The organism is Streptomyces mutomycini (assembly GCF_001700505.1).
In the GTDB taxonomy this organism is placed as follows: domain Bacteria; phylum Actinomycetota; class Actinomycetes; order Streptomycetales; family Streptomycetaceae; genus Streptomyces; species Streptomyces mutomycini.
In genome coordinates this window covers 38,685-64,337 of sequence record NZ_MAPV01000114.1, presented here as the reverse complement: position 1 = coordinate 64,337, position 25,653 = coordinate 38,685, and the positions used below count along the sequence as shown (strand labels likewise).

Genomic DNA, 25,653 nt, shown 5'->3' with positions numbered 1-25,653 from the left:
GCGGGCGTAGTCGTGCTGTTCGGCGTCGCCTACGGTGCCGGCCTGCTGATGAACCACTCCGAGGTCCCCAAGGGGACCACCGTGCTGGGCGTCGACATCGGCGGCGGCACGAAGGAGGAAGCGGTCACCAAGCTCGACGCCGCCCTCGGCAAGCGGGCCCAGACTCCTCTCCGGCTGTCTGTGGACGGCAAGGAGGAGAAGCTCGCCCCCGACAAGGCCGGACTGACCCTGGACAGCCAGGAGACCGTCCGCGGCGCCGCGGGCAGCGACTACAACCCTGTCTCGGTGATCGGCTCCCTGTTCGGCGGGGCACGCTCCGCCGACCCGGTGATCCCGGTCGACGAGGAGAAGCTCGGAGTCGCCCTCTCCGACCTGGCGGGCGTCTCCGGCTCCGCCAACGACGGCACGATCAAGTTCGAGCCGAACAAGGCCGTGGCCGTACCAGGCAAGGCGGGTAAGGCGCTGGACGTCAACCGGTCGTTGATCTCCGTACGCGACGCCTACCGGGCGCAGGTCCAGACCGGTGAGCCGGCGGTCGTGGAACTGCCCGTGGCGTCCACCGAGCCCACCGTCACCAAGGCCGAACTGGACCGGGCGATGAAGGAGTTCGCCGAGCCGGCGATGTCCGGGCTGATCACCATCAAGGCCGGGCCCAAGCAGATCGACTTCGGCCCCGCGAGGTCCCTGCCGCAGATCCTGTCCATGAAGCCGGTCGACGGCAAGCTGGTCGCGGTCTACGACAGGGAAGCGATCGACACCCTGCTCGACGGTGTCTTCGACGGCGTCATGATCACGAAGGGCGACGGGCAGAAGCACCAGGTCAGTTCGACCGACGTGGCCCAGGCCATGCAGGGCGCGCTGCTCGGCAGGACCCCCGCCGAGCGCACCGTCTCGATCAACCTGAACGGCGAGGGCTGACCGGCCCCACCACCGTCGCACGGCCGCCCCTGTCCGGATCTCCGGGCGGGGGCGGCGGCGTTACGGGACCGCTCGCGCGGTCCGCGCGGCACGGGGCCCGGCCACGAGCGTGACCGGGCCCCGTGCCGCCGGTGCTACGGGAAGGAGATGACCTGGGACGGGACGGTGTCCGTACCGGAGGTCGGTGATCCGGTGTTGTTGATGACGTGGTCGTACTGTCCCTGGCCGCCGAGGGAGACGACGAGCAGGTCGTGGAACTTCACTCCGGGCTTCACCGGGGCCTGGAAGCCGTGCTGCTGGCGGATGGTCGGGTCGACGTTGAAGTAGCAGTAGCTGCCCATGCCCCAGCCCTCGTGGGTGGTGACGGAGTCGTCGACCTTGTAGGCGGCGTAGCCTTTGATGTCGCCGTTCTGGATGGCGGCCTGGTTGGGTGCGTCGTACGCCTTCTCGTTCTGGAAGAAGATCGTTCTGCCGTTCTCGCCGGACCACTGGACGTCGTACTTGTTGAAGTGCTCGACGAACAGGCCGGTGGCCAGGACGTCGTCACCGTTCACCCGGAGCCCGTAGTCGGACCGGTTGGTCTCCCAGCCGACCCCGTCGCCGTGGTCGGCGCGCCAGAGCCAGGTGTGGTCGATGATCGTGTCGTCGCTGTTGACCACCATGGCGGTGGTCGCCTTGCCGGCTCCCGCGCCGCCGACCCGGACGAACACGTCCTGGAGGCTGGTCGGGTTGGCCGAGTGGTCGGCCGACGCGCCTTCGGGGCCCACCTGGACGAGCACCGAGGAGTTCTGCGTACCGGCGTCGACGAGGAGTCCGGCGAGCTTGACGCCGTCGACGTCGCCGACCTTGATCGCGGTCACGCCGTTGTCCGGGATGATCGTGGCGAGGCCGAGGCCCAGCGCGACGGTGTCCGCACGGTTGATCTCGATGGGCTCGTCCACGTGGTAGACGCCCGGGGTGAACAGCAGGTGCAGGCCCTGGTCCACGGCGGCGTTGATGGTCTGCGCGGTTGCGCCGGGCTTGACCACGTAGAACTGGTCGAGGGGGATGGACTCGCCCTGGGGGGTGCCGTTCCATGAGACGCCGCGTGCGTTGGTGCGCTTGGCGGGGACGAAGACCTTGTAGTCGTTGCCGTCGAGGTGGAGGAAGGGCTTCTCGCGGGAGACCGGGGTGGTGTCCAGGGTGGTGTAGGGCGGTTCCGGGAAGCTCTGGGCGGGGGCGCCCTCGACGCCGGAGAAGGCCATGTTCCAGACGCCGTTGCCCCAGCCGCCGATGGTGCTGTCGCGGGTGTACCACTGCTGCTGGGAGTAGGGGCCGACCTGGCCGTCGATCTTGCTGTCGGCGATGTAGCCGCCGCTGGCCCAGCCGTAGCCGTCGGGTGCGAGGTTGAGGCCGCCCTTGACGTGCATGCGGCGGAAGGGGGCGGCCTGGGAGACGGCCCAGCGGTTGGTGCCGTTGACGGGGTTGAGGGCGAGGTTCTCGGCCGAGCGCCAGAAGTTCTGGGTGGCGTTGCCGTTGAACCAGCCGGCGTCGACGGTGACATCGCCGTTGAAGGTGGTGTCGTCGGGCTTGAGGCCGAGTCCGGCGATGGAGGTGTAGAAGCCGATCTGGGCGTTGATGTCGTCGTACGTGCCGGGTTTGAACATCAGCGCGTAGCGGTCGCTGCCGAACTGCGCGGACTCCTGCTTCTTGAAGATCTCGTCGACCTTGCCCTGGATGTCCGGGGTCGAGGGGTCGAAGACCAGCACGTTGGGGCCGAGGTCACCCCCGCCGGGGACCGCCTCGGTCTCTTCGCCGAACGCCGACTGGGCTGTGGGGAAGGCCATGAGCAGCGAAACGGCGAGCGCGGCGAATCCGAGCGCCTTGGACCTGCGGTGCCGGGGGGTGTGGGGTGCGTGATGCGTGGGGGGAACGTGCATGGATGACGTCTCCTGGGTCGTGGTACGGGTGCACGACGGAACCTTGAGAGTGGCGAGAGAGAGCGCTCTCTCGTGGTGCCGATGTAACCGCTGTCGTCCTGGACACGTCAAGAGGTGTGCGTGAAGAGCCTCGGCCGATTGCCCTGCGGGCAACAAATGGCGTCGGGGGCGCGGCAATCGGGACGGTTTGTTGTCAGATCGCGCCGCGGGTGGGTTCACAGGGTGACCGTTCGGCCGACCCCGGCCCGCGTCCCTGTCCCCGTTCCCCGTTTCCCGTGCGAACCGGCGAGGGCCGGCCGGGCGTCAGTTCAGCAGCGCCCTGGCGGCCTGGGCGCGGTGGCGGATGGCCTCGGCGGCCGTCGGCTCGAAGCTGTCGACGATCTCGGCGTACTCGTCCATCTCCGCAGCCCCGCGCAGGAACTCCCCGCGCTGCACGAGGAGCTGGGCCCGCTCGTAACGGAGCCTGGCCGGGTGCGAGGGCAGCAGCAGGGAGAGCTCGAGCGCCCACAGCGCCACGTCCGTACGCTCGGGGCGCGCCGCCGCCCACGCCCGGACGTTGTTCAGGGTCCGCAGTACCGTCTCCAGCGGCCTGGCGGGCACCGGCACCGAGGTCTCGGGCGGCGCTCCGGTCGCCCCCGTCACCATCAGTTCGGCGTCCTCGGGGCTCAGCGGGGCGCCACCGGCGAAGGGGTCGGCCAGCACCCGCTCGGCCGGGTCGCCGAACCCGACCACGTAGTGGCCCGGCAGAGCCACCCCGTACACGGGTGCCCCTGCCCTCCGTGCGACCTCGATCCAGACCACGGAAAGCAGGATGGGCAGCCCCCTGCGACGCCGCAGCACCTGCTGGAGCACCGAGGAGTCCAGCCGCTGGTAGTCCTGGGACGAACCCGAGAAACCGCAGCGCTCACCAAGCAGCTCGGCGAGCGCGGACGCCCACGCGCGGGCCCCGCGGGCTCCGTACGGCAGGAGGCCGGCCAGCCGGTCCAGCTCGATCTGCGCCGCGTCGACACCGTACGGATCCGCGTCCCCGGGCGACGGCGGGCCGGCCTCCGCGCCCAGCAGAAGGCAGAGCAGGGCGAGGTCCGGCCGCTCGGCGCGCGCCTCCTCGGCGAACCGCTGCCGTCGCTCAGCCCTGCCGCGATCCTCGACGCTCATGCGCTACCCGCATCCCTGCTGCCGGCCCCGCCACCCGGACGGAAGTGGTGGTAGCGGTGGTGGGTGGTGAAGCCCATGCCGTCGTACAGCGCACGGGCACCTTCATTGTCCGTCTCCATCTGGAGCCACGCGGCCGAGGCGCCTTCGTCCAGCGCCCTGCGGGCCAGCGCCGTCATCACCGCCGTGGCGAGGCCGCGGCGCCGGTACTCCGGGCCGACCTCGACGGCCATGAAGCCCGCCCAGCGGCCGTCGACGACGCAGCGCCCGATCGCGGCCGGGGGCTCGGCCGGGCCGTCGCCCGGCACGGAGGCGAACCACACCGAAGGGCCGCTGCCCAGCACCTCGAGCACATGGGGGCCCGGGGTCTCGAAGCGCTGGTACCGGGAGAGCCAGGCATCGTCCATCTCCCTTCCCGTCCGTACGGCTGAGATGTCCGGGTCCAGGTCGCCGACCGGTGCCAGTGCCGCGATCCGCACCTCGGCCGTCACCTCGCGCCGCCACCCGTGCTCCTCCAGGCCCGCGCAGAGCCGCTCCTGCGTGCCCTCGGCGCCCGTGGCCGTCTGGACGCGGGCGGGCAGGCCCCGTTCCGCGTACCAGCGCTTGACGTGACCGAGCGCCTCGCCGAGGGTAGGACCCGGATCGCCGAGCGGCAGCACGGAGTTGGCGCGGCGGGTGAATCCGGCGGCCGCGCGCAGCCGCCACTCGCCCAGGAGTTCGCTCTCCACGGGCTGCCAGGCGCGTGCGGTGACCAGGGCGAGTTCACCGAAGGACGCGGCGGGGCCACGGCGGCGCGCGGGGGCGGGCGGCACCTCCTTGCCCGCGACGAGCGAGGATTCCGCGATGCGGACGCCTTCGCCGTTCTTCGTCGTGACGGAGAGCACGCCGTTGTCCCACGATGTGAGAACACCGACCGTGTCGGTGAACTGTGCGCCCTCGCCAGGAGCGCCGAGGATGCGTCGCACGGATACGCGTTTACCCACGTCAGCGGGGGTCAAGCGCACTTCGAGCCGTCCGCTCATGGTGAATTCCACAGCTCTGTCTGCCCCTCCTGTACGGATCGTGCCCCGGAACGGAGATACTAGGGGCGGGCATCGACGACGCCGCGCTCCCGCGCGAGAGCCAACGCCCTACCGAGGAGGAACGACAGCGTGACCTACGTCATCGCGCAGCCTTGTGTCGACGTGAAGGACAAGGCCTGCATCGAAGAGTGCCCCGTCGACTGCATCTACGAGGGCTCCCGGTCCTTGTACATCCATCCGGACGAGTGCGTCGACTGTGGTGCCTGTGAGCCGGTCTGCCCGGTCGAGGCCATCTTCTACGAGGACGACACCCCCGAGGAGTGGAAGGACTACTACAAGGCCAACGTCGAGTTCTTCGACGACCTCGGTTCCCCGGGTGGCGCCTCCAAGCTGGGTCTCATCGAGCGCGACCACGCGTTCATCGCCGCGCTGCCGCCGCAGAACGGTTAAGCGGCCGCACGAGCGCCGCCCGGTCCCGTACGGCTCGTCACCGTGCGGGACCGAGGTGTTTCCCGGGGCGACACGCCCCCGTACGAGAAAGCAGAGTTCCGTGTCCGCAGCAGTTCCCGTCTCCTCCCGTCTTCCGGTCTTCCCCTGGGACAAGCTCGCGCCCTGCAAGGCGACGGCCGCGGGCCATCCGGACGGCATGGTGGACCTGTCGGTCGGCACGCCCGTCGACCCGGTGCCCGAGCTGGTCCAGCAGGCGCTGGTCGCCGCAGCGGACAGCCCCGGCTATCCGACGGTGTGGGGCACCGAGGCGCTGCGTGACGCCCTGACCGGCTGGGCGGAGCGCAGGCTCGGCGCGGTGGGTGTCCGGCACGAGAACGTGCTGCCGGTCGTCGGCTCCAAGGAACTGGTCGCCTGGCTGCCCACGCAGCTGGGTCTCGGCGCGGGCGACAAGGTCGCCTACCCGCGGCTCGCCTACCCGACGTACGAGGTCGGCGCGCGGCTCTGCGGTGCCGAGCCCGTCGTCTACGACGACCCGACGGAGCTGGACCCGGAGGGCCTGAAGCTGCTCTGGCTCAACTCCCCGTCCAACCCGACGGGCCGCGTCCTGCCGAAGGACGAGCTGACCCGGATCGTGGCCTGGGCGCGCGAGCACGGCGTGCTGGTCTTCAGCGACGAGTGCTACCTGGAGCTCGGCTGGGAGGCCGAGCCCGTCTCCGTGCTCCACGAGGACGTCTGCGGCGGTACGTACGAGGGGATCGTCGCCGTCCACTCGCTCTCGAAGCGCTCCAACCTCGCCGGCTACCGCGCGGCCTTCGTCGTGGGTGACGCGGCCGTACTCGGCGAGCTGCTCCAGATCCGCAAGCACGGCGGGATGATGACGCCGGCCCCGGTCCAGGCGGCGACGGTCGCCGCGCTCGGCGACGACACGCATGTGGCGGAGCAGCGTGCGCGCTACGCGCGGCGGCGCACGGTGCTGCGGGCGGCGCTGGAGGCCCACGGCTTCCGGATCGAGCACAGCGAGGCGAGCCTCTACCTCTGGGCGACGCGCGACGAGCCGTGCTGGGAGACTGTGGCGCACCTCGCGGAGCTCGGCATCCTCGTAGCGCCGGGGGACTTCTACGGACCGGCCGGGGACCGCTTCGTGCGGGTCGCGCTGACCGCTTCGGACGAGCGCGTGGACGCGGCGGTCAAGCGGCTGTCCTGAAGCCCGGCGCAACGCGTGGGGGCCTCGGGAGTACGCACTCCTGAGGCCCCCACGCGTTCTCGCGATCCGGCGGATCAGCCGATCGGCAGGCCCTTGGTGGGCAGGTTGCCGGTCTTCAGGTCCTTGGTGGGCAGGCTCTCGGCCGGGAGTGTGTCCTCCGTCAGCTCACCGTCCGCCACGGTGCCGGCCTTCCCGAGGGTCTCGCCCGCGGCGGGAAGGGTCGTGCCGACCACCTTGCCGCCGGTCTCGTTCGCCACCCCGGAGCCCTGCTTGGCGGCCGAGTCGAGCGAGCTGCTGACTCCGGCACCGTCGAGCGAGGTGAGGCCGCCGAGCGAGGGGGTCTGCGGGAGCCCCGCGGCGCCCGCGGCGCCGGCCGCACCGACCACGGGGGCCGCACCCGCGGCGATCAGCAGCGCGGCACGGGCGATCCTGCGGGTCAGGGGGAGGGACATGATGCTCCTTCGACAGGCGTCTGCGGTTTCGCGGCGGATGTGGAATCCGCCTGTCCGGTGATCGGACGCACTGAACAACCGGTCCGGGGGCGGGGAAGGTTGCGGGGCACCCGGGCAAAGACTGGGTAATGCGTCAGATAATCCGCAACGGAGGAACCCGGGCGGACGACACATTCGGCACCTTGCTGATGAGCCGTCACTTCCTTGTGGCGGCAAGGGAATCCACCCATTCCGCAGGCGCCGGGGGTCGTGCCGGGAGCGGGGGTGTCCGGGAAACTCCGGACACCCCGTACGGATGACGGACCGTACTACTGAGCGAGCCGCATTCGGACCGTCGTGGTGAGCGGTTTCCCGTGTTCCGCGCGTTCCGTCCGCCACCCCGTGTCGGCGGTCCACACCCGGCCCGCGTACGAGACCTCCTCGATCCGCAGGGTGCCCGCCCGCGCCACCGCCCAGTGGGCGAGTTCCCAGCCGCGCCGGGACGCGGCGTCGCCGTCGGCCCGCGCGGGCACCGACACCGTGCTCGCCGAGGAGGCACCCGCCGAGCCGGCGGAAGGCAGGACGTCCTTCCCGAAGGCGCGCACCAGATCCGACCGCACCTCCGTCGCGTCCCCGGGGGCCCCGGCGGACGCCGCCGGCAGCGAGCAGGTCAGCGAGGCGGGGGCGCGTCCGGTCAGCGCGGCGGCCAGCAGCGCGGCATCCGGCTCGTGCTTCGCGTACGCCTGCGGGAACCCGCTCTTCTGCACCCGCTGGGCGGCGACCGTCAGCGGCAGCCTCGAATAGCCCGGCACCTCGGCGAGGTGCTCGTAGAACTCCCCGGACGAGTAGACGGGGTCCATGATCTGCTCGGGCGTCCCCCAGCCCTGCGAGGGGCGCTGCTGGAAGAGCCCGAGCGAGTCCCGGTCGCCGTGGTCGATGTTGCGCAGCGCGGACTCCTGCAGCGCGGTCGCCAGCGCGATCGTCACCGCGCGTTCCGGCAGCCCGCGCGTGGTGCCCACGGCGGAGACGGTGGCGGCGTTGGCGGCCTGGTCGGGGGTCATCTCGTACGTGCGGCCCTCACCCTCTCCGGCCGCGCCCACGGTGCACCGGGGCGCACCTTCGTAGCCGGAGAGGTACTGGACGGCCATATAGCCGGCCACTGCCACGAGCACGAGGAAGGCGGCCGCTACACGGAGGATGCGGCTACGGCGGGGAGGTGAGCTGGTCCGGGGCACGGGGCCCACCGTACTGGAGGGTACGAGCGGGGCCGGTACCGAAGTCCCTTAGGGTCGTGGCCATGGATGGACACACGCTTGACCTCGCCCTGGACGGCCCCGAGCTCACCGCCCGGCTGGTCGACTTCCCCTCGGTCAGCGGGCAGGAGAAGGACCTCGCCGACGCCATCGAGGCGGCCCTGCGCCCGCTGCCGCACCTGACCGTCGACCGCCACGGCAACAACATCGTGGCCAGGACGCTGCTGGGCCGTGGCGAGCGCGTCGTCCTGGCGGGGCACATCGACACCGTCCCGATCGCGGACAACGTGCCGTCCAGGCTCGACGACGACGGCGTGCTGTGGGGCTGCGGCACCTCCGACATGAAGTCGGGCGTCGCTGTCCAGCTGCGGATCGCGGCGACGGTGCCGGAGCCCAACCGCGACCTCACGTTCATCTTCTACGACAACGAAGAGGTCGCCGCCCACCTCAACGGCCTCGGGCACGTGGCCGAGGCGCACCCCGAATGGCTGGACGCCGACTTCGCCGTCCTCCTGGAGGGATCGAACGGCGAGGTCGAGGGCGGCTGCCAGGGCACGCTCCGGGTCCATCTGCGCTTCGAGGGCGAGCGGTCGCACTCGGCGCGCGGCTGGATGGGGTCCAACGCGATCCACGCGGCCGCCCCTGCGCTGGCCAGGCTCGCCGCCTACGAGCCGCGCCGGCCGGTCATCGACGGGCTGGAGTACCGCGAGGGGCTCAACGCCGTGGGCATCGAGGGCGGCGTCGCCACCAACGTCATCCCGGACGCCTGCACCCTCGTCGTCAACTACCGCTACGCCCCCGACCTCACCGCCGAGCAGGCGGAGGCGCACGTCCAGGAGGTCTTCGCGGACTGCGGCGTCGCCGAGTTCGTCGTGGACGACCACACCGGTGCCGCCATGCCGGGTCTCTCGCATCCGGCGGCCAAGGCGTTCATGGAGGCGGTCGGCGGCATCGCGCTGCCCAAGTTCGGCTGGACGGACGTCTCCCGGTTCGGCGCCCTGGGCATCCCCGCGGTGAACTACGGCCCCGGTGACCCGCTGTTCGCACACAAGCGGGACGAGCACGTGCGCGTCGAAAGGATCACGCACTGCGAGGAGCGTCTCCGCTCCTGGCTCACCAGCTGACTCACGGCATTCCCCTGCACGTAACCTCCGCCGATCTACGCTGAGGCGACACACGCACATCGCAGGTCGGCGGAGGGAGCAGGTCATGGGCAACCCGGAGGACGCACGGATCCCCGAGGGCGCACAGATTCCCGAGGGTGCGGTGAAGCCCGAGGAGCAGCGGCTGGGGCCCGTGCTGCGGCGTAGGGAGCAGGTCCAGCCCGGCACGACCGACCAGCGGCTGCTGGACTCCGAGGGCGACTCCGAGTGGGTCCACACCGACCCCTGGCGGGTGATGCGGATCCAGTCGGAGTTCGTGGAGGGATTCGGCGCGCTGGCGGAACTTCCCAGCGCCATCAGCGTCTTCGGCTCGGCCCGCACCCCGGCCGGCGGGCCGGACTACGAGGCGGGCGTACAGATCGGCAAGGCGCTGGTCGAGGCGGGCTTCGCCGTCATCACGGGCGGCGGCCCGGGCGCGATGGAGGCGGCGAACAAGGGGGCGCGGGAAGCGAAGGGCGTCTCCGTGGGACTCGGCATCGAGCTGCCCTTCGAGTCGGGCCTGAATCCACATGTCGACATCGGCGTCAACTTCCGCTACTTCTTCGTCCGCAAGACGATGTTCGTGAAGTACGCGCAGGGCTTCGTCGTCCTGCCGGGCGGCCTGGGCACGCTGGACGAACTGTTCGAGGCACTGACCCTGGTGCAGACGGGCAAGGTGACGCGCTTCCCGATCGTCCTGTTCGGCACGGCGTACTGGGGCGGCCTGGTGGACTGGCTGCGGGACACGGTGGTCGCGGGGGGCAAGGCGTCCGAGCGGGACCTGATGCTGTTCCACGTCACGGACGACGTGGACGAGGCGGTCCGGCTGGTGACGAAGGAGGTCGGCCGCTAGGCCGGCCGATCCGGGGGTTCCGGGGCGCCCGGAACCCGCTCCCCGATCGCTGGAGGACTTGTCGTACGCCCGGGCCCGGCCGGGGCGGCCGCGCCTGCGGGCCTCGACGGGCCCGGGGGCTAGGCCAGCCCCCGCCGGGCCACCGCGGGCGCCCGGTGGCCCGCGATGGACGCCACCATGTCCAGCACCTGCCGGGTTTCGGCCACCTCGTGCACCCGGTACACCTGTGCCCCCAGCCACGCCGAGACGGCCGTCGTCGCGAGGGTGCCGATCACGCGCTCCTTGACCGGCCTGTCGAGCGTCTCCCCGACGAAGTCCTTGTTGGAGAGGGAGACCAGCACCGGCCAGCCCGTCGCCGTCATCTCGTCGAGCCGGCGCGTCGCCTCCAGCGAGTGCCGGGTGTTCTTCCCGAAGTCGTGACCCGGGTCGATCATGATCCCGTCCGGCCTGACCCCGAGCTCCACGGCCCGCTCGGCGAGGCCCAGGGTCACCCGCAGGATGTCCGCCATCACGTCGTCGTACGTGGCTCGGTGCGGCCTGGTACGGGGCTCCGCGCCGCCCGCGTGCGTGCACACGAGCCCCGCTCCGTACCGTGCGGCCACTTCCGCGAGCTTCGGGTCGACGCCGCCCCACGCGTCGTTCAGGAGGTCGGCCCCGGCCTCGCAGACCGCCTCTCCCACGTCGTGCCGCCAGGTGTCCACGCTGATCACGACGTCCGGATGGCGGCGGCGCACCTCGGCGACGAACCCGACCGTGCGGCGCGCCTCCTCCTGCGCCGTCACCTCCTCGCCGGGACCGGCCTTCACCCCGCCGATGTCGATGATCGCGGCGCCCTCCGTGACGGCCTGCTCGACCCGGGAGAGCGCGGCCTCGTCGTGGAACGTCGCCCCCTGGTCGTAGAAGGAGTCAGGTGTCCGGTTCACGATCGCCATGATCACCGGCTCGTGCGGCCCGAACTCCCGCCGCCCCAGCCTGAGCGCCCCGCTTCGCATTCCCGCTTCCTCCCTGTAGCCCGCCTGCGACCTTAGGCCCTTCGCTGATCATGCGAGGCCCCGCGGTGCAGGGGCGCGGGCCCGTGGCGACCCGGACGAAAAACCCTAACTGTCAGCGGCGCATGGCACGATCTGACCTGGACAGGTATTCCGCTTCCGGGGAGATGCACGTGTTCTGGTTCTTGCTGCTCACGATGGCCGTGGTCGTGGCCGCGGTCACCCTGGCGGTGGTGGGCGGAGGCAAAAGCGCGGTGCTGCAGGACGTCGAGCCCGAGCGGCTCACCGACCCGCTGCCCGCGAACCGGCCCGTCGGCCGCGCCGATGTCGAGGCCATGAGGCTGCCGATGGCGGTGCGCGGATACCGCATGGCCGACGTGGACGAGGCACTCGGCAGGCTGGGTGCCGAGCTCGCCGAGCGGGACGCCCACATCGCCGAGCTGGAGTCGGCGCTCGCCGGAGCCCAGGCGACCGCGGTGAACGGCCCGGACCTGTTCAAGCGGCAGGACGAGCCGCCCGCCGCCGAGGCCGGCGGCAGCGACGAGGAGGGCGGGCGGTGAGCGGCGCCGAGGCGGCGCCGGACGGCCGCCCGCGCTGTCCGTGGGGCCTGTCCACGGACGACTACCTCGCCTATCACGACACCGAGTGGGGCCGCCCCGTCCACGGCGACGACGCCCTCTTCGAGCGGCTCTGCCTGGAGGCGTTCCAGTCAGGGCTGTCGTGGCTGACGATCCTGCGCCGCCGCGAGGGCTTCCGCAGCGCCTTCGCCGGATTCAGGATCTCCGCCGTGGCGGAGTTCACCGACGCCGACAGGGAGCGGCTCCTCGCCGACGCCGGAATCATCCGCAACCGCGCGAAGATCGACGCCACGCTGGCCAACGCCAAGGTGCTGGCCGGCTGGGGCGAGGGTGAGCTGGACGCGCTCATCTGGTCGTACGCCCCCGACCCGGCCACGCGGCCGGCCCCCCGCACCCTCGGTGACGTCCCGGCGGTCACGCCGGAGTCCACCGCGCTGGCCAAGGACCTGAAGAAGCGCTCCATCCGCTTCGTCGGCCCCACGACCGCGTACGCCCTGATGCAGGCCTGCGGGCTGGTCGACGACCACCTGGCCGACTGCGTGGCCCGGGGCGGCCGGTAGCGGGACTACCGGCCGAGGTACTTCGGCCGCTGCTTCGCGAGGAACGCCTCGACCGCGATGGTGTGGTCCTGCGACGCGCCCGCCTTCGTCTGCAGTTCGTCCTCCTTCTCCAGGGTCTCGGCGAGCGTGTGACCCGCGCCGTACGCCATGGAGGCCTTGAGGGCCCCGTACGCCACCGTCGGGCCGTCCGCCAGCGCACGGGCCACCGCGTGGGCCTCCTTCGCCAGGTCGGCCGCCGGCACCACCTTGTTCGCGATGCCCAGTTCGTAGGCGTCCTGGGCGGAGATCGAGCGGGGGAAGAAGAGCAGGTCGGCGGCGCGGCTCGCGCCGATCAGCCGGGGAAGGGTCCACGACACGCCCGAGTCGGCGGTCAGCGCGACCCCCGCGAAGGACGTGTTGAAGACGGCGGAGTCGGCGACCACGCGGTAGTCGGCGGCCAGCGCGAATCCGAAGCCCGCCCCCGCGGCGGCCCCGTTCACCCCCGCGACCACGGGCTTGTCCATCTCGGTGAGGGCGCGCACGATCGGGTTGTAGTGCTCCCGCACCGTGCTGAGCGCGTTGCCGCCCCCCGACTCCTGGGCCTCGGCGAGCTTGGCGACGTGTTCCTTGAGGTCCTGGCCGACGCAGAAGGCGCGCCCGGTGGCGGTGAGCAGAACTGCCCGCACCGCGGGATCGTCCGCCACGGCCCGAAGGGCGTCGCGGAGAGCGACCTTGGCGGCGGTGTTCATGGCGTTCATCGCGTCGGGGCGATTGATCGTGATCGTCGCGAGCCCGTCGCTCACGTCCACGAGCACGGTGTCAGCCGTGTTGTCGGCCATCTCGGCCATTGCTGGGTCTCCTTACGGGTCCGGCGTCGTACCTGTCCGGGCAAGCATGGCGGACCTCGGGCGCGCCGCACATGTGACCTGCGTCTAACGATTGGACCTCGGCTGAGGGCCGACGGCGGCGCAGTATCGCAGCCGGATCGCCGAATTGGGTGGTTTTGAGAGAGCGCGTTGCGCAAGCGATGCCGACCGATGTTGGTCATCGGGGTCCCTGATGCGGGATAATGCGGAAGAAGCATTGTGTTCGACGCCGGTGAGGCAGCGCCTGTCATGGGGCCGCCGGCTGCGATGAGCTGGTTTCAGGAAGGGGAACGAGCATGGCGGCCATGAAGCCGCGGACGGGCGACGGCCCGCTCGAGGTGACAAAGGAGGGGCGGGGCATCGTCATGCGCGTTCCGCTCGAAGGCGGCGGTCGGCTTGTCGTCGAGCTGACTCCGGACGAGGCCGATGCACTCGGCGACGCGCTGAAGAAGGTCGTCGGCTGAGGCGGAGCCCACACTTCACCACTGCCCCGGCACGGACTCCGTGCCGGGGCAGTGGTGCGTCCGGGGCCGGGAAGCAGGAGAGCGTGCCGGTGCCGGGTCCCGCACGCGCGTCCAGGGCCGGACGCCGGCGCGGGTCAGGTGCCCGGCTGTCAGCCGCGCCGCACGGCGCACAGCAGGCCGTCGCCCACGGGCAGCAGCGTCGCCATGAGCTCCTGGCTCTCGCGCACGGCCCGGAGCAGTTCGCGCAGGCGCAGCACCTCGGCCGGCTGTGCGGCCGAGTCGATCGTGCGGCCGTCCGCGAAGACGCCCTCGAAACAGACCAGGCCGCCGGGACGCAGCAGGCGCAACGATTCAGCGAGGCAGTCCAGGCTCTCGAGCCGGTCGCCGTCGCAGAAGACGAGGTCGTAGCCGCCGTCCGCGAGCCGCGGCAGTACGTCGAGGGCGCGCCCCGGGATGAAACGGGCCCGGTTCGTCGCGAAGCCCGCGGCGCGGAAGGCCTCACGGGCGAACTGCTGGCGCTCGGGTTCCGGGTCGACGGTGGTCAGTACGCCGTCGGGGCGCATGCCCTGCAGCAGATAGATGCCGGACACGCCGGTGCCGGTGCCGATCTCGGCCACCGCTTTGGCGTCCGCGGTGGCGGCGAGCAGGCGCAGTGCCGCCCCGGTGCCTGACGACACGGGGCGGAGCCCTGTCTCCTGGGCCCGGTCCCGGGCCCAGAGCAGGGCTTCTTCCTCGGCGACAAAGGCGTCGGCGAATGCCCAGCTCGTCTGCCGGTTGGCGGTAATGACCCTCTCCTGTCCCCGTAGTTGGCGCAACGGTGACTGTATCCGCTGGACCCGGGAACCCGCAGATGGGACCGGGCGTTAGGAGAGGGCAGAGGGGAACACACGGACCGGGCCCTGCGGCCGGGCCCGGAATGTGCCTCTTGCTCCCCGGGACACCGGGGCGCCAGCAGGTAAAAGGCTTATCCGGAGCTAACGGGCGAGGTGGCTATGGTAGGGGCTCCACTGGACACCACCAGAGCCGATAGGGGAGGTGCGGCTGCGCCTGTGGACCCGAGGGGTGCGCTGCGGCGCTTCCTCAGGCCGGCGGGTGAGCCGAAATCCGTGACCGACATTGCTGACCGTTCTTCCAACGACTCCGCACCGACCGCGACCTTCGCCTCAGATGCGGACTCCCAGGCGTGGACCCCGCCCTCATGGGAAGAGATCGTCAGCACGCACAGCGCTCGTGTGTACCGCCTCGCCTACCGCCTGACGGGTAACCAGCACGACGCCGAGGACCTCACCCAGGAAGTCTTCGTCCGTGTCTTCCGATCGCTGTCGACCTACACCCCCGGCACGTTCGAGGGCTGGCTGCACAGGATCACGACGAATCTCTTCCTGGACATGGTCCGCCGCAAGCAGCGGATCCGTTTCGACTCCCTCGGCGACGACGCGGCCGAGCGGCTGCCCAGCCGTGAGCCGTCCCCGCAGCAGGTCTTCAACGACACGCACTTCGACGCGGACGTGCAGCAGGCGCTGGACACCCTCGCGCCCGAGTTCCGTGCCGCGGTCGTGCTCTGCGACATCGAGGGCCTCTCGTACGAGGAGATCGCCGCCACGCTCGGCGTCAAGCTCGGGACGGTGCGCAGCCGTATCCACCGCGGCCGCTCGCACCTGCGCAAGGCACTCCAGCACCGTTCGCCCGAGGCCCGCGCCGAGCAGCGTTCCCTGGCGGACGCGGTCCTGGCGGGGGAGGTGGGAACGGCGTGAACGGCACAGGTCCGACCCCAGCGGAACAGCATCTGGGGGACCGGCTCGCCGCGCTTGTCGACGGCGAGCTGAAGCACGATGCCCGGGAGCGGGTGCTGGCACATCTGGCGACCTGCGCGCGCTGCAAGGCCGAGGCCGACGCCCAGCGGCGGCTGAAGAGCGCCTTCGCGACGTCCGCGTCCCCTTCACCCTCCGAGGGTTTCCTCGCCCGTCTGCAAGGGCTCCCCGGGGGCCCCAGCGGCGGTGACGACGGTATGAGCGGCGGCCGGCGCTTCGGGGAGGGCGTCTTCCCCGTGCTGCCGCCGGGCTCGTCCGCGGAGCCGGGGCGCTCACCGCTGGGCGGCCTCGGTTATCTCCCCACCGCCCACGGATCGGCCGCCGTGCTGCCGGGCGACCGACCCGGTACCGGGTTCCCCGTCCATGACGTGGGCCGGGAGGCCGACCGTTCGCCCTGGCGCGCCCGGCGCTTCGCGTTCGTCGCGGCCAGCGCGGTCTCGCTCGCGGCCATCGCGCTGGGAGGATCCCTCCCGCTGGACTACGGCCCCGAGCCGCCGGTCAGCGCCGAAGGCGCGGGCAGCAGCACCACTCCGCTCGCCGCCGAGGAGAGAACCGGCCGCGCGGGCGTCGCGGCCAGCCGCAGCGGCGGTGGCGCCCTCGAGGCCGGAAAGAGCACGGGCGCCCGGCCGAGTCCCGCGCCCTACGTGTCCGCCCGGCCGGTGCTCGCCTCCGCTCCCTCGCTGCTGAGCACATCGGCGCTCGCGGGAGGCACGCACACCTTCCCCGTGCTGAATGTGACCGTGCCGCCCCTGATACGCCCGACCGACGCCGGCCCGTTGTACTCCGCCGCCGGTGGGGCGGCCACACCGGAGCCGTCCGCACCCTCCGCGACGGCCTCCGCCCCACCGCCGATGTACGAGCGCGCGATGCCGCTCTCTCCGCTGCGCTGACCGGGACCCCGCACGCGGATTCGCAAACCTGGTTGAATTCCGGCAGGGACGCCTCTGTGGGGGCGTGCAAGGGCCAGTTGCGGGGAGAGCATGGACGACGGTAAGCCCAGCGGGCCGAAGACGAAGTGGTGGAGCCGTCCCTCTGCGGAACGGAACCGCCCCGCCGGGCCGGAAGACGTGTCGGCCGTCGCCGACGCCGGTGCGCCCGCGGACGCGGGCGGGACCGCCGGGCCGATGGCCGAAGCGCCGCACACCCATGAGACGCCGGACGGCGACTACACCCCGGCACCTCCGGCCGCCGGGCCGCGCCCGCCCATGGCCGACGAGCCGCTCCCGCCGGCACCTCCGGCCGCCGAGCCGGGAGTACCCGCGCCCGGTGTCACCGGGCCGCTCCCGCCCGCACCGCCGGCCGCCGAGCCACTCGCGCACCGTACACAGCCGTTGCACGCGCCGGACGAGTACAGCACCCCGCCCTACGGCGGCCCCGGGCCGTGGGCCCCCGCGCCGCCCGTTCAGCGCCCGGTGGCGACTCCGGCCCATGGGACCCCCGTACCGCCGCCGTACGCCGGGGCGAACAGCCACGGCACGGCCGCACCCCTGCCCGCCGCCGTGCCCGCTGCAGCCCCGGCAACGGGCGCTCAGGGGCACACCGAGGCATGGGCGCCCCCGCCCGCGCGGGAGGCCGTGCCGCAGCAGCACACGGCCCCTCATGACTCCGGGACCTTCGCCGGGACCTTCGCGCAGAGCCAGACCTCCCAGCAGGCTCCGCAGGCACCCCAGGCACCCCAGGCCCCTCAGCAGCCCGCCTCCCAGTGGCTGCGTTACGACCCGTGGGGCGCGGCCCAGCCGCTGAGCCACCCCGGCCCCGGTCCGGGCCCGGTCTCCCGGCAGCGCAAGGGCCGCCGGGGGTCCGTTCTCGTCGGAGCCGCGCTGCTCGCCCTCGTCGTCGGCGGGATCGGCGGTGGAGTCGGCGCCTACGTCGAGCGCAACGGCGGTCTGACCACGGTCGAACTGCCCCAGTCCGCCCGCGACGACGGCGGCCGGGCACCCGACAGCGTCGCGGGCATCGCCTCCAGCGCGCTGCCCAGCGTGGTCACCCTGCACGTCAACGGTTCCGCCGAGTCAGGAACGGGCACCGGCTTCGTCCTGGACGACAAGGGCCACATCCTCACCAACAACCATGTCGTCGCCCCCGCGGGTGCCACAGGCGACATCACCGTCACCTTCAGCGGCGGGGAGAGCGCCGCGGCCGAGATCGTCGGCAAGGACAGCGGCTACGACCTCGCCGTCGTCAAGGTGACCGGCGTCTCGGGCCTCAAGCCCCTGCCGCTCGGGAACTCCGACAACGTGCGGGTGGGCGACCCCGTGGTGGCCATCGGCGCACCCTTCGACCTTTCCAACACGGTCACCTCCGGAATCATCAGTGCCAAGCAGCGCCCCATCACCGCGGGCGGCGAGAAGGGCGACGGCACCGACGTCAGCTACGTCGACGCCCTGCAGACCGACGCACCGATCAACCCGGGCAACTCCGGCGGCCCCCTGGTCGACGCCGACGCCCGGGTCATCGGCATCAACAGCGCCATCCGCGCCGCCGACAGCGGGTCCGGTCTCGACGGCGGCCAGTCGGGCTCCATCGGCCTCGGCTTCGCGATACCGATCAACCAGGGCAAGCGCGTCGCCGAGGAACTGATCAACACCGGCAAGGCCACCCACCCGGTGATCGGCGTCACGCTGGACATGGAGTTCAGCGGCGACGGAGCCAAGGTCGGGGGCCGGGCGGCAGGCGGCGGAGAGGCGGTGACCGAGGGGGGCCCGGCGGACAAGGCGGGCATCCGGGCGGGCGACGTCATCACCGAGGTCGAGGGCCGGCGCGTGCACAGCGGCGAGGAACTGATCGTCAAGATCCGCGCCCACCGTCCCGGTGACCGGCTCGGGCTCGTCCTGACACGCGGTGGCAAAGACCTGTCCATGACTTTGACGCTGGGTTCGGCGAGCGGCACCTGACGGCCACCGGCAGGTACCGCACGGACAGCTCCGCCGGGTACCGTGGAGCGGTCCGGGCCCCCTGACGACCTGGCGGCGGAGACCACGCGGAGACCACGCAGGGAACACGAGGAGCAGCAAGGTGTTCAATGACATAGGCGCACTCGAGCTGCTGACGCTCGTGGTTCTCGCCGTGCTCGTATTCGGCCCGGAGAAGCTGCCGAAGGTCATCCAGGACGTCACGCGCACCATCCGCAAGATCCGTGAGTTCTCGGACAGTGCCAAGGAAGACATCCGCTCGGAGCTCGGACCGCAGTTCAAGGACTTCGAGTTCGAGGACCTCAATCCCAAGACGTTCGTCCGCAAGCAGCTCATGGACGGGAACGACGAGCTGGGGCTCAAGGAGATCCGCGAGAGCTTCGACCTGCGCAAGGAGATGGCCGAGGTCACCGACGCGGTGAACGGCCGTGAGAGCGCCTCGTCCACAGGCACTGCGGCCGCCGCCGCGGCATCCACCGCGGCCACCGCGGCCGGTGGCGCCGCCGAGCCCGACCTTCTCAAGAAGCCCGCGCAGCCGGCCAAGGACGAGCGCCCGCCCTTCGACGCAGACGCCACCTGAGACAGTCAATCCCGACTCGTCCGGACGATGTGGCTATTCTCCATCTGTCCGGTTGCGAGATTGCCCATGCCCACGGGGGGAGGGCCGCTCCGGATCAGTGAATGATCGAGGAGGCGGCCGGGCAGATGGAGACGACGAGTCGGGTAGGGGCGGACGGTGCGCCCAGCGCAGTCACCGAAGAGGGGGTGCCGGCGACCCGGCGTACGGTCGACGGCTATCTCAAGGCGCCGTTCCCCTGGTACGGGCTGGACGAGGCCTTCACGGGGCCGCGCTGGCTGATGCACGTCACCGCCGCGGCGGACGACACGGTGCAGCACGGGTCCACCGGACACGGCGAGGAGCCCGTCGTGCGGGCCGACGCCGGGGCGGAGAAGGCGCGCTTCGCGGTGGTCGTGACCGTGGGCAGCAGCCCCGTACGGGACAGCGACGACGGCACGGGGGTCCTGGACGCCACCTCCGTCTCGTCGGCGGCGTGGCTGGCGGGCTCCGGCCTGCTGGACTGCACCTGGCCCCCGCAGATGGACCACACCCTGCGTGGCGAATGGCTGAACCAGCAGACGGAGACCGCGTTCGAGCTGGCGGACGATCTGGTCCGGGAACCCTGGTCGACGCTGTCCCTTCCGGTGGACGGCGTTCCGGTGGACTTCCACTACCGCGAGTCCGAGTTCGGCTGGGTGCTCGCGGGATCGGCCCCCGACGGGGTGCACATCGGCGCGTACGGGCGTGGCATGAGCGCCTACGGCCTGGGATTCGCGGTGATCGGCGACATCGCCTCGTACGAGAACTGAGCCGCACGCGGCTAGGGGCGACATGCGGACGGGTGGGGGCGGTCTCCTGAAAGGGGGCCGCCCCCACCCGTCCGGCGCTCAGAACTTGTTGCGCGGGGTGAGCCCCAACGACATGCCGGACAGACCGCGCTGGCGGCCGCTCAGCTTCTCGGCGATGGAACGCAGCGCCGAGCCCGCGGGGGAGTCGGGGTCGGACAGGACGACGGGCTTGCCCTCGTCGCCGCCCTCACGCAGCCGTACGTCGATCGGGATGGACCCGAGCACCGGAACCTCGGCGCCGACCGTCTTCGTCAGCCCCTCTGCGACCCGCTGCCCGCCACCCGAACCGAACACGTCGACCATCTCGTCGCAGTGCGGGCACGGCATGCCCGACATGTTCTCGACGACGCCCACGATCTTCTGGTGGGTCTGTACGGCGATGGAGCCGGCCCGCTCGGCCACCTCGGCGGCTGCCTGCTGCGGGGTGGTGACGACCAGGATCTCGGCGTTCGGCACGAGTTGTGCCACGGAGATCGCGATGTCACCGGTGCCCGGCGGCAGGTCGAGCAGCAGGACGTCGAGGTCGCCCCAGTACACATCGGCGAGGAACTGCTGCAGCGCGCGGTGCAGCATGGGGCCGCGCCACACCACCGGGGCGTTGCCCGGGGTGAACATACCGATGGAGATCACCTTCACGCCGTGCGCGGACGGCGGCATGATCATGTTCTCGACCTGGGTGGGCTTGCCGTCCGCGCCGAGCATCCGGGGCACGCTGTGCCCGTAGATGTCCGCGTCGACGACGCCGACCTTGAGACCGTCGGCCGCCATCGCCGCCGCGAGGTTCACCGTCACCGAGGACTTGCCGACGCCGCCCTTGCCGGACGCGACCGCGTAGACCCGGGTCAGCGAGCCGGGCTTGGCGAACGGCACCTCGCGCTCCGCCGTGCCGCCGCGCAGCGACGAGGCGAGCTCCTTGCGCTGTTCGTCGCTCATCACGTCGAGCGTCACCTCGACCCGCGACACACCCTCGACGCGGGCCACCGCGTCGGTCACGTTCTTGGTGATCGTCTCGCGCATCGGGCAGCCGGAGACCGTGAGATACACGGTGACAGCGACTACACCGTCAGGATCGATCTCGACCGACTTCACCATGCCCAGCTCGGTGATCGGTCGGTGGATCTCCGGGTCGTTCACTGTCGCCAGTGCTTCGCGCACCGCGTCTTCCGTAGCCATACCGACGATGGTACGGCGCGGGTGCCTACGGGCGGGTAGCCCCTCCGCGGTCTACTTCGTCACTCTCGACCGGGAGGAACACCCTGCGCTCCTCCATGTCCTTGACCATGGCCTCCAGCTCCGAGCGGATCCAGTCCCGGGTGGCGACCTCCCCGAGGCCCATCCGGAGCGCGGCGATCTCCCGGCTGAGGAACTCGGTGTCCGCGATCGAGCGCTCGTTCTGCTTTCGGTCCTGTTCGTGCGTGACCCGGTCGCGGTCGTCCTGGCGGTTCTGCGCGAGGAGGATCAGCGGGGCCGCGTAGGAGGCCTGGAGGGACAGCATCAGGGTCAGGAAGATGAACGGGTACTCGTCGAAGCGCACTTCCTCGGGCGCGAAGATGTTCCAGACCACCCACAGGATGATGATCAGGGTCATCCAGACGATGAACCGCCCGGTGCCCAGGAAGCGGGCGATGCGCTCGGAGAAGCGGCCGAAAGCCTCCGGGTCGTACTCGGGCAGCAGCCGGCGCCGCGGCGCCTTCGGCTGGTCGAGCCGGGGACGCGGCGGGCGCACGATGCCCGAGGCGCCCGTCGGCACGGCCCTCGAACGGTCCTCAGAGGCCACCGGTGATCTCCTCCTCGCCCAGGAAGTCGGTCTCTCGCCAGTCCTCCGGGAGCAGGTGGTCCAGGACGTCGTCGACGGTCACCGCGCCGAGCAGCGAGCCGCTCCTGTCGACCACGGGCACCGAGACCATGTTGTACGCGGCCAGATAGCTGGTCACCGCGGGCAGGGGGGTGTCGGGCCTCAGGGGGACGAGGTCGCTGTCGACGATCGAGCTGACCAGGGTGAACGGCGGGTCCCGCAGCAGCCGCTGGAAGTGCACGGTGCCGAGGTACTTGCCGGTGGGGGTCTCGTCCGGCGACCGGCAGACGTACACCTGGGCGGCCAGCGCGGGGGACAGGTCCTGCTGGCGGACCCTCGCCAGCGCGTCCGCGACCGTCGCGTCGGGCCGCAGGATGATCGGCTCGGTCGTCATGAGCCCGCCCGCGGTCCGCTCCTCGTACGACAGCAGGCGCCGTACGTCGGCGGCGTCGTCCGGCCGCATCAGGGCCAGCAGCCGTTCCTTGTCCGCCTCCGGCAGCTCCGAGAGCAGGTCGGCGGCATCGTCCGGATCCATCGCCTCCAGGACGTCCGCCGCGCGGTCCTCCTTCAGCTTGCCGAGGATCTCCACCTGGTCGTCACCGGGGAGCTCCTCCAGGACGTCCGCGAGCCGGTCGTCGTCCAGGGCCGCGGCGACCTCCGCCCTGCGCTTGGGCGTCAGGTGGTGCAGGGCGTTGGCGACATCGGTGGGGCGCAGCCGCTCGAAGGTCGCCACCAGGCTCTCGGTGCCCTGCCCGTGCTCCTCCAGCGAGAAACCGCTGATCGCCGACCACTCGACGGTCAGGGTCTCGCCCTTGCGGCGCAGGGCCCCGCCGCGCCCCTTGCGTACGAAGACCTTGTCGATCTCCCAGTCACGGCGGGCCGGGAGCTGCTGGATGGCGACGTCGAGGACGGTCACCTCCTCGTCCGTCTCCTTCAGGCGCACCCGCCTGTCAAGGAGCTCACCGAGGACGAGTCGCTCGGTCGGGCGCTGCTCGAACCGCCGCATGTTGACCACGCCGGTGGTGATGACCTGGCCCGACTCGACGCCCGTCACCCGGGTCATCGGCAGGAAGATGCGACGCCGGCTCACGACCTCGACGACCATGCCGAGCAGCCGCGGCGGTTTGCCGCCCACCCGGAGCATCGCCACCAGATCCCGGACCCGGCCGACCTGGTCACCGTTCGGGTCGAATACCGGCACGCCGGCGAGGTGCGAGACGAAAACCCTGGGAGTGCCTGCCGCCATCCTGTGCGCCTCCCTCGGTCCTCATGTCCTCCTTCGCCGTGATCAGGCTAGCCCGTGCCGGTCCGCGACGCCTTGGCGGACCGCCCGTACGGCACTCTGCCGAACGGTGTACGCGGCACAGGTACGCTGCCGTCTGCCATTCCCGACACACAGATGAGAGGCAGTGCGCCCGTGACCTCTTCCGCCCCGGCCGTCCGGGCCCGTCGCCGGACCGCTTTCGCCGTGGTGCTCTGCGCAGGACTGACCGTTTCGCTCACGGCCTGCGCGGGGGAGGACCCGGACAAGGGGACCAACGGCGTCGGCAAGCTGACGGCAGCGCAGATCGACAAGAAGGCGCGGGCCGCCGCGGACGCCGCCGACATGGTGCGGCTGACAGGCAAGCTGGTCAGCAAGGGCGGGACGTACACCCTGGACATGCAGCTCAGCAGCAAGGGCGGAACGGGGTCGGTCACCTCGAAGCAGAACACCTTCGAGCTGCTGCGCATCGGCGACGAGCTCTACCTCAAGGCCGACGCGGGCTTCTGGAAGGACGAGAAGGCCGACGACGAGAGCGACCAGGCCGCCGAGAAGCTCGAGGGCAAGTACGTCAAGGTCCCCGAGGACGACCCCACCTACCGGCAGATGCGCGGGTTCACGGAGAAGGAGACGCTCCTCGACGGGGTGCTCACCCTGCACGGGAAGATCAACAAGGGCGCCCGGGACACGGTCGGCGGGGTGCGCACCGTGCAGATCATGGGCGGAAAGGGTGAGGGGGGCGCACTGGATGTCTCCCTGAAGGGCACTCCGTATCCCCTGCGCGTGGCCCGCGGCGGGGGCGGAGGCACCCTCACACTCGCCGACTGGGGCGAGACCTTCCAGCTGGAGGCTCCTGCCGAGGGCGACACCGTCGACTACGGCGGCGAGCTGCCCAAGTCCTCCGCCTGACGCGGCCGGCCGGCCGGCCGGACACGTCAGGTGCGAAGGAAGCCGGTCAGCGCTTCCCGCGGCGCTTCAGGAGCAGCCGGGGGAGCGCGGCGGGGGCCGTCCGCCGTGTGGTCGCCGCGGTGGGCAGCGGCCGCGCGGCCAGCGAGGAGTGCGGAAGATCGGTGCTGGAGGCGCCAGGTGTGAGTCGCAGGACCCGGCACTCACTCGCCCAGCGATCCGTCAGCCGGTCGGCGTCCGGGGCGTTCAGCCGCTTGCCCCTGAGCTCGCCGACCGCCGCCTCCCACTCCTCGGAGTGCGGCTCCAGCACGGCCACGGCGGCGGTCCAGGCCACGAGCCTGCCCCCCTTGTCCTTGCTGCGCACGGTCACCTCGGCGGTGGCACCGGCATCCAGCCCGGCGGGGAGCGGCTGCTCCCCGGGGCCGTCCCCGACGAGAAGGGCCGCGCCCTCGTGCCACACGTGCCACAGCGCCCGGGAGGGGCCGGTGCCCCGCACCCAGATCAGGCCGGACTTCTTGGTGGCCTCCTCGACGAGAGCCCGGGCAAGCAACACGTCAGCAGCAGTCATGCCCGAACTCTAGTGGCCGGGGGCGCCGGATCAGAGCCAGCCGTTGCGCTTGAGCATGCGGTGGATGGAGAAGCAGACGACGCCGATGAGCGCCAGCACCATCGGATAGCCGTATGTCCAACGCAGTTCCGGCATGTGCTCGAAGTTCATGCCGTAGACCCCGCAGATCATCGTCGGTACGGCGATGATGGCCGCCCAGGACGTGATCTTGCGCATGTCCTCGTTCTGCGTGACCGTCGCCTGCGCCAGGTTGGCCTGGAGGATCGAGTTGAGCAGTTCGTCGAAGCCGATGACCTCCTCGTGCACCCGGGCCAGGTGGTCGGCCACATCACGGAAGTAATTCTGGATGTCGGGGTCGATCAGCCGCATGGGGCGCTCGCTCAGCAGCTGCATCGGCCGCAGCAGTGGCGACACGGCGCGCTTGAACTCCAGCACCTCGCGCTTCAGCTGGTAGATCCGGCCCGCGTCCGAACCGCGGGGTGTGCCCTTGGCCGGGGTGGAGAAGACGTCGATCTCCACCTCGTCGATGTCGTCCTGCACCGAGGCCGCCACCGCGATGTAACCGTCGACGACGTGGTCGGCGATCGAGTGCAGCACGGCGGAGGGGCCCTTGGACAGCAGCTCGGGATCCTCCTGGAGACGGTGGCGCAGGGCGCGCAGCGAACCCTTGCCGCCGTGCCGGACGGTGATCACGAAGTCCCGCCCGGTGAAGCACATCACCTCGCCGGTCTCGACGACCTCGCTGGTCGCGGTCAGTTCGGCGTGCTCGACGTAGTGGATCGTCTTGAAGACGGTGAACAGTGTGTCGTCGTACCGCTCCAGCTTGGGCCGCTGGTGGGCGTGGACCGCGTCCTCGACGGCGAGCGGGTGGAGGCCGAACTCCCGGGCGATACCGGCGAATTCCTCCTCGGTCGGCTCGTGCAGGCCGATCCAGGCGAAGCCGCCCTCCTCCCGCACCCGCAGCATCGCCTCACGCGGCGTCACACAGGAGACATCGGCGACCCGGCGTCCGTCCCGGTAGACCGCGCAGTCGACGACGGCGCTGGAGGCGGAGGGGTCACGGGTGGTGTCGTAGCTGTTGTACGGGGTGTTGCTCTTGCGCAGGGACGGGCGCACTGCGGCGCGCAGGTCACGGATCATCGACATGGCTGGCTCCTCTTCACGGAGGGCCGTCGGCGAGGGCGTGGAACAGCCCGGAACGGGGACGTGCGCA

General features: G+C 71.3%; 26 protein-coding genes and 1 pseudogene. 14 read left to right on the top strand and 13 right to left on the bottom strand.

The features are described 5' to 3' along the window. A pseudogene (locus BFF76_RS17515) lies at nucleotides 1–918 on the top strand (hypothetical protein); the annotation flags it as partial. A 134-nt stretch (nucleotides 919–1,052) separates the two neighbouring features. Here BFF76_RS17515 and BFF76_RS17510 read toward each other — a convergent pair. The 3 genes from BFF76_RS17510 to BFF76_RS17500 all read right to left on the bottom strand — a co-directional run bounded on the left by BFF76_RS17510 (nucleotide 1,053) and on the right by BFF76_RS17500 (nucleotide 5,023). After that, complete coding sequence (locus tag BFF76_RS17510) at nucleotides 1,053–2,837, bottom strand: coagulation factor 5/8 type domain-containing protein (RefSeq protein WP_065848569.1); 1,785 nt, start codon at nucleotides 2,835–2,837, stop codon at nucleotides 1,053–1,055. A 303-nt stretch (nucleotides 2,838–3,140) separates the two neighbouring features. After that, the gene (locus BFF76_RS17505; protein WP_031091126.1) at nucleotides 3,141–3,992 is read right to left on the bottom strand and encodes a transglutaminase-like domain-containing protein; all 852 of its coding nucleotides are present in this window, start codon (nucleotides 3,990–3,992) and stop codon (nucleotides 3,141–3,143) included. Further along, the gene (locus BFF76_RS17500; RefSeq protein WP_053930420.1) at nucleotides 3,989–5,023 is read right to left on the bottom strand and encodes a GNAT family N-acetyltransferase; all 1,035 of its coding nucleotides are present in this window, start codon (nucleotides 5,021–5,023) and stop codon (nucleotides 3,989–3,991) included. Before BFF76_RS17500 ends, BFF76_RS17505 begins: the two co-directional genes overlap by 4 nt. A 117-nt stretch (nucleotides 5,024–5,140) precedes the next feature. Between BFF76_RS17500 and fdxA the strand changes: the two genes are divergently transcribed. Next, nucleotides 5,141–5,461 carry a ferredoxin gene (gene fdxA / locus BFF76_RS17495; RefSeq protein ID WP_031091138.1) on the top strand — a complete coding sequence of 107 codons (321 nt, stop codon included), beginning with the start codon at nucleotides 5,141–5,143 and terminating at the stop codon, nucleotides 5,459–5,461. A gap of 100 nt (nucleotides 5,462–5,561) precedes the next feature. After that, entirely contained in the window at nucleotides 5,562–6,665 is a 1,104-nt protein-coding gene (gene dapC, locus BFF76_RS17490; protein ID WP_053930421.1) for a succinyldiaminopimelate transaminase, read from the top strand. 74 nt (nucleotides 6,666–6,739) lie between these two features. Here the strand turns inward: dapC and BFF76_RS17485 are convergent, their stop codons facing one another. Then, nucleotides 6,740–7,117, bottom strand: coding sequence for an ATP-binding protein (locus BFF76_RS17485; RefSeq protein WP_065848568.1), 378 nt, complete (start codon nucleotides 7,115–7,117; stop codon nucleotides 6,740–6,742). 308 nt (nucleotides 7,118–7,425) lie between these two features. Beyond that, nucleotides 7,426–8,331: a hypothetical protein gene (locus tag BFF76_RS17480; protein ID WP_031091145.1), complete on the bottom strand. Its 906-nt coding sequence runs from the start codon at nucleotides 8,329–8,331 to the stop codon at nucleotides 7,426–7,428. Nucleotides 8,332–8,393: 62 nt separating this feature from the next. Here BFF76_RS17480 and dapE point away from each other — a divergent pair, with 62 nt between their 5' ends. Next, nucleotides 8,394–9,473, top strand: coding sequence for a succinyl-diaminopimelate desuccinylase (dapE, locus tag BFF76_RS17475; protein WP_031091147.1), 1,080 nt, complete (start codon nucleotides 8,394–8,396; stop codon nucleotides 9,471–9,473). An 85-nt stretch (nucleotides 9,474–9,558) separates the two neighbouring features. After that, entirely contained in the window at nucleotides 9,559–10,344 is a 786-nt protein-coding gene (locus BFF76_RS17470; protein ID WP_031091149.1) for an LOG family protein, read from the top strand. Nucleotides 10,345–10,463: 119 nt separating this feature from the next. Here BFF76_RS17470 and folP read toward each other — a convergent pair whose 3' ends face one another. Continuing rightward, on the bottom strand, nucleotides 10,464–11,336 hold the full coding sequence (gene folP, locus BFF76_RS17465; RefSeq protein ID WP_031091152.1) for a dihydropteroate synthase: 873 nt from the start codon (nucleotides 11,334–11,336) through the stop codon (nucleotides 10,464–10,466). Nucleotides 11,337–11,500: 164 nt separating this feature from the next. On the opposite strand from folP, the gene BFF76_RS17460 reads away from it, so the two are divergent. Continuing rightward, entirely contained in the window at nucleotides 11,501–11,893 is a 393-nt protein-coding gene (locus BFF76_RS17460; RefSeq protein WP_234351873.1) for a DivIVA domain-containing protein, read from the top strand. Beyond that, on the top strand, nucleotides 11,890–12,471 hold the full coding sequence (locus BFF76_RS17455; RefSeq protein ID WP_065848567.1) for a DNA-3-methyladenine glycosylase I: 582 nt from the start codon (nucleotides 11,890–11,892) through the stop codon (nucleotides 12,469–12,471). The genes BFF76_RS17460 and BFF76_RS17455 overlap by 4 nt, the downstream gene beginning before the upstream one ends. A 5-nt stretch (nucleotides 12,472–12,476) precedes the next feature. Here BFF76_RS17455 and chcB read toward each other — a convergent pair whose 3' ends face one another. Further along, on the bottom strand, nucleotides 12,477–13,289 hold the full coding sequence (chcB, locus tag BFF76_RS17450) for a 2-cyclohexenylcarbonyl CoA isomerase (protein WP_031091156.1): 813 nt from the start codon (nucleotides 13,287–13,289) through the stop codon (nucleotides 12,477–12,479). Nucleotides 13,290–13,612: 323 nt separating this feature from the next. On the opposite strand from chcB, the gene BFF76_RS17445 reads away from it, so the two are divergent. Beyond that, nucleotides 13,613–13,780: a DUF3117 domain-containing protein gene (locus BFF76_RS17445; RefSeq protein ID WP_003966491.1), complete on the top strand. Its 168-nt coding sequence runs from the start codon at nucleotides 13,613–13,615 to the stop codon at nucleotides 13,778–13,780. 149 nt (nucleotides 13,781–13,929) lie between these two features. Here the strand turns inward: BFF76_RS17445 and BFF76_RS17440 are convergent, their stop codons facing one another. Next, the gene (locus BFF76_RS17440; RefSeq protein ID WP_078850520.1) at nucleotides 13,930–14,595 is read right to left on the bottom strand and encodes an O-methyltransferase; all 666 of its coding nucleotides are present in this window, start codon (nucleotides 14,593–14,595) and stop codon (nucleotides 13,930–13,932) included. Between the two features lie 177 nt (nucleotides 14,596–14,772). Between BFF76_RS17440 and sigE the strand changes: the two genes are divergently transcribed. From sigE to BFF76_RS17415, 5 genes are all read left to right on the top strand, one after another. After that, on the top strand, nucleotides 14,773–15,534 hold the full coding sequence (sigE, locus tag BFF76_RS17435; RefSeq protein WP_199831577.1) for an RNA polymerase sigma factor SigE: 762 nt from the start codon (nucleotides 14,773–14,775) through the stop codon (nucleotides 15,532–15,534). Beyond that, nucleotides 15,531–16,481 carry an anti-sigma factor family protein gene (locus BFF76_RS17430; RefSeq protein ID WP_053930422.1) on the top strand — a complete coding sequence of 317 codons (951 nt, stop codon included), beginning with the start codon at nucleotides 15,531–15,533 and terminating at the stop codon, nucleotides 16,479–16,481. Before sigE ends, BFF76_RS17430 begins: the two co-directional genes overlap by 4 nt. Nucleotides 16,482–16,571: 90 nt before the next feature. Continuing rightward, nucleotides 16,572–18,485, top strand: a complete 1,914-nt coding sequence (locus tag BFF76_RS17425) for a S1C family serine protease (protein ID WP_065848566.1) — start codon at nucleotides 16,572–16,574, stop codon at nucleotides 18,483–18,485. A 121-nt stretch (nucleotides 18,486–18,606) separates the two neighbouring features. Further along, entirely contained in the window at nucleotides 18,607–19,083 is a 477-nt protein-coding gene (locus BFF76_RS17420; RefSeq protein ID WP_031091163.1) for a sec-independent translocase, read from the top strand. Between the two features lie 125 nt (nucleotides 19,084–19,208). Next, complete coding sequence (locus tag BFF76_RS17415) at nucleotides 19,209–19,871, top strand: hypothetical protein (protein WP_031091165.1); 663 nt, start codon at nucleotides 19,209–19,211, stop codon at nucleotides 19,869–19,871. Between the two features lie 78 nt (nucleotides 19,872–19,949). Here the strand turns inward: BFF76_RS17415 and BFF76_RS17410 are convergent, their stop codons facing one another. From BFF76_RS17410 to BFF76_RS17400, 3 genes are read right to left on the bottom strand one after another with little or no spacing between them, the layout of a single operon-like run. Further along, on the bottom strand, nucleotides 19,950–21,083 hold the full coding sequence (locus tag BFF76_RS17410) for an Mrp/NBP35 family ATP-binding protein (protein ID WP_031091168.1): 1,134 nt from the start codon (nucleotides 21,081–21,083) through the stop codon (nucleotides 19,950–19,952). A 25-nt stretch (nucleotides 21,084–21,108) separates the two neighbouring features. Further along, nucleotides 21,109–21,687 carry a DUF1003 domain-containing protein gene (locus BFF76_RS17405; protein ID WP_053930425.1) on the bottom strand — a complete coding sequence of 193 codons (579 nt, stop codon included), beginning with the start codon at nucleotides 21,685–21,687 and terminating at the stop codon, nucleotides 21,109–21,111. After that, nucleotides 21,677–22,951, bottom strand: coding sequence for a magnesium transporter MgtE N-terminal domain-containing protein (locus BFF76_RS17400; RefSeq protein ID WP_053930426.1), 1,275 nt, complete (start codon nucleotides 22,949–22,951; stop codon nucleotides 21,677–21,679). Before BFF76_RS17400 ends, BFF76_RS17405 begins: the two co-directional genes overlap by 11 nt. 171 nt (nucleotides 22,952–23,122) lie before the next feature. Here BFF76_RS17400 and BFF76_RS17395 point away from each other — a divergent pair, with 171 nt between their 5' ends. Beyond that, nucleotides 23,123–23,875: a hypothetical protein gene (locus tag BFF76_RS17395; protein WP_053930427.1), complete on the top strand. Its 753-nt coding sequence runs from the start codon at nucleotides 23,123–23,125 to the stop codon at nucleotides 23,873–23,875. Nucleotides 23,876–23,921: 46 nt separating this feature from the next. Here the strand turns inward: BFF76_RS17395 and BFF76_RS17390 are convergent, their stop codons facing one another. Both BFF76_RS17390 and BFF76_RS17385 read right to left on the bottom strand, forming a co-directional pair. Beyond that, nucleotides 23,922–24,440 (bottom strand): hypothetical protein, encoded by a 519-nt coding sequence (locus BFF76_RS17390; RefSeq protein WP_065848565.1) that lies wholly within the window; start codon nucleotides 24,438–24,440, stop codon nucleotides 23,922–23,924. 30 nt (nucleotides 24,441–24,470) lie between these two features. After that, nucleotides 24,471–25,586 carry a magnesium and cobalt transport protein CorA gene (locus BFF76_RS17385; protein WP_031091176.1) on the bottom strand — a complete coding sequence of 372 codons (1,116 nt, stop codon included), beginning with the start codon at nucleotides 25,584–25,586 and terminating at the stop codon, nucleotides 24,471–24,473. Nucleotides 25,587–25,653: the final 67 nt, after the last annotated feature.

Bases quoted from the DNA above. Each gene is read 5' to 3' on its own strand.
- BFF76_RS17510 (WP_065848569.1), bottom strand. From the start codon at position 2,837: ATGCACGTTCCCCCCACGCATCACGCACCCCACACCCCCCGGCACCGC.
- BFF76_RS17505 (WP_031091126.1), bottom strand. From the start codon at position 3,992: ATGAGCGTCGAGGATCGCGGCAGGGCTGAGCGACGGCAGCGGTTCGCC.
- BFF76_RS17485 (WP_065848568.1), bottom strand. From the start codon at position 7,117: ATGTCCCTCCCCCTGACCCGCAGGATCGCCCGTGCCGCGCTGCTGATC.
- dapE (WP_031091147.1), top strand. From the start codon at position 8,394: ATGGATGGACACACGCTTGACCTCGCCCTGGACGGCCCCGAGCTCACC.
- BFF76_RS17470 (WP_031091149.1), top strand. From the start codon at position 9,559: ATGGGCAACCCGGAGGACGCACGGATCCCCGAGGGCGCACAGATTCCC.
- folP (WP_031091152.1), bottom strand. From the start codon at position 11,336: ATGCGAAGCGGGGCGCTCAGGCTGGGGCGGCGGGAGTTCGGGCCGCAC.
- BFF76_RS17460 (WP_234351873.1), top strand. From the start codon at position 11,501: ATGCACGTGTTCTGGTTCTTGCTGCTCACGATGGCCGTGGTCGTGGCC.
- chcB (WP_031091156.1), bottom strand. From the start codon at position 13,289: ATGGCCGACAACACGGCTGACACCGTGCTCGTGGACGTGAGCGACGGG.
- BFF76_RS17445 (WP_003966491.1), top strand. From the start codon at position 13,613: ATGGCGGCCATGAAGCCGCGGACGGGCGACGGCCCGCTCGAGGTGACA.
- sigE (WP_199831577.1), top strand. From the start codon at position 14,773: ATGGTAGGGGCTCCACTGGACACCACCAGAGCCGATAGGGGAGGTGCG.
- BFF76_RS17425 (WP_065848566.1), top strand. From the start codon at position 16,572: ATGGACGACGGTAAGCCCAGCGGGCCGAAGACGAAGTGGTGGAGCCGT.
- BFF76_RS17415 (WP_031091165.1), top strand. From the start codon at position 19,209: ATGGAGACGACGAGTCGGGTAGGGGCGGACGGTGCGCCCAGCGCAGTC.
- BFF76_RS17410 (WP_031091168.1), bottom strand. From the start codon at position 21,083: ATGGCTACGGAAGACGCGGTGCGCGAAGCACTGGCGACAGTGAACGAC.
- BFF76_RS17400 (WP_053930426.1), bottom strand. From the start codon at position 22,951: ATGGCGGCAGGCACTCCCAGGGTTTTCGTCTCGCACCTCGCCGGCGTG.
- BFF76_RS17390 (WP_065848565.1), bottom strand. From the start codon at position 24,440: ATGACTGCTGCTGACGTGTTGCTTGCCCGGGCTCTCGTCGAGGAGGCC.
- BFF76_RS17385 (WP_031091176.1), bottom strand. From the start codon at position 25,586: ATGTCGATGATCCGTGACCTGCGCGCCGCAGTGCGCCCGTCCCTGCGC.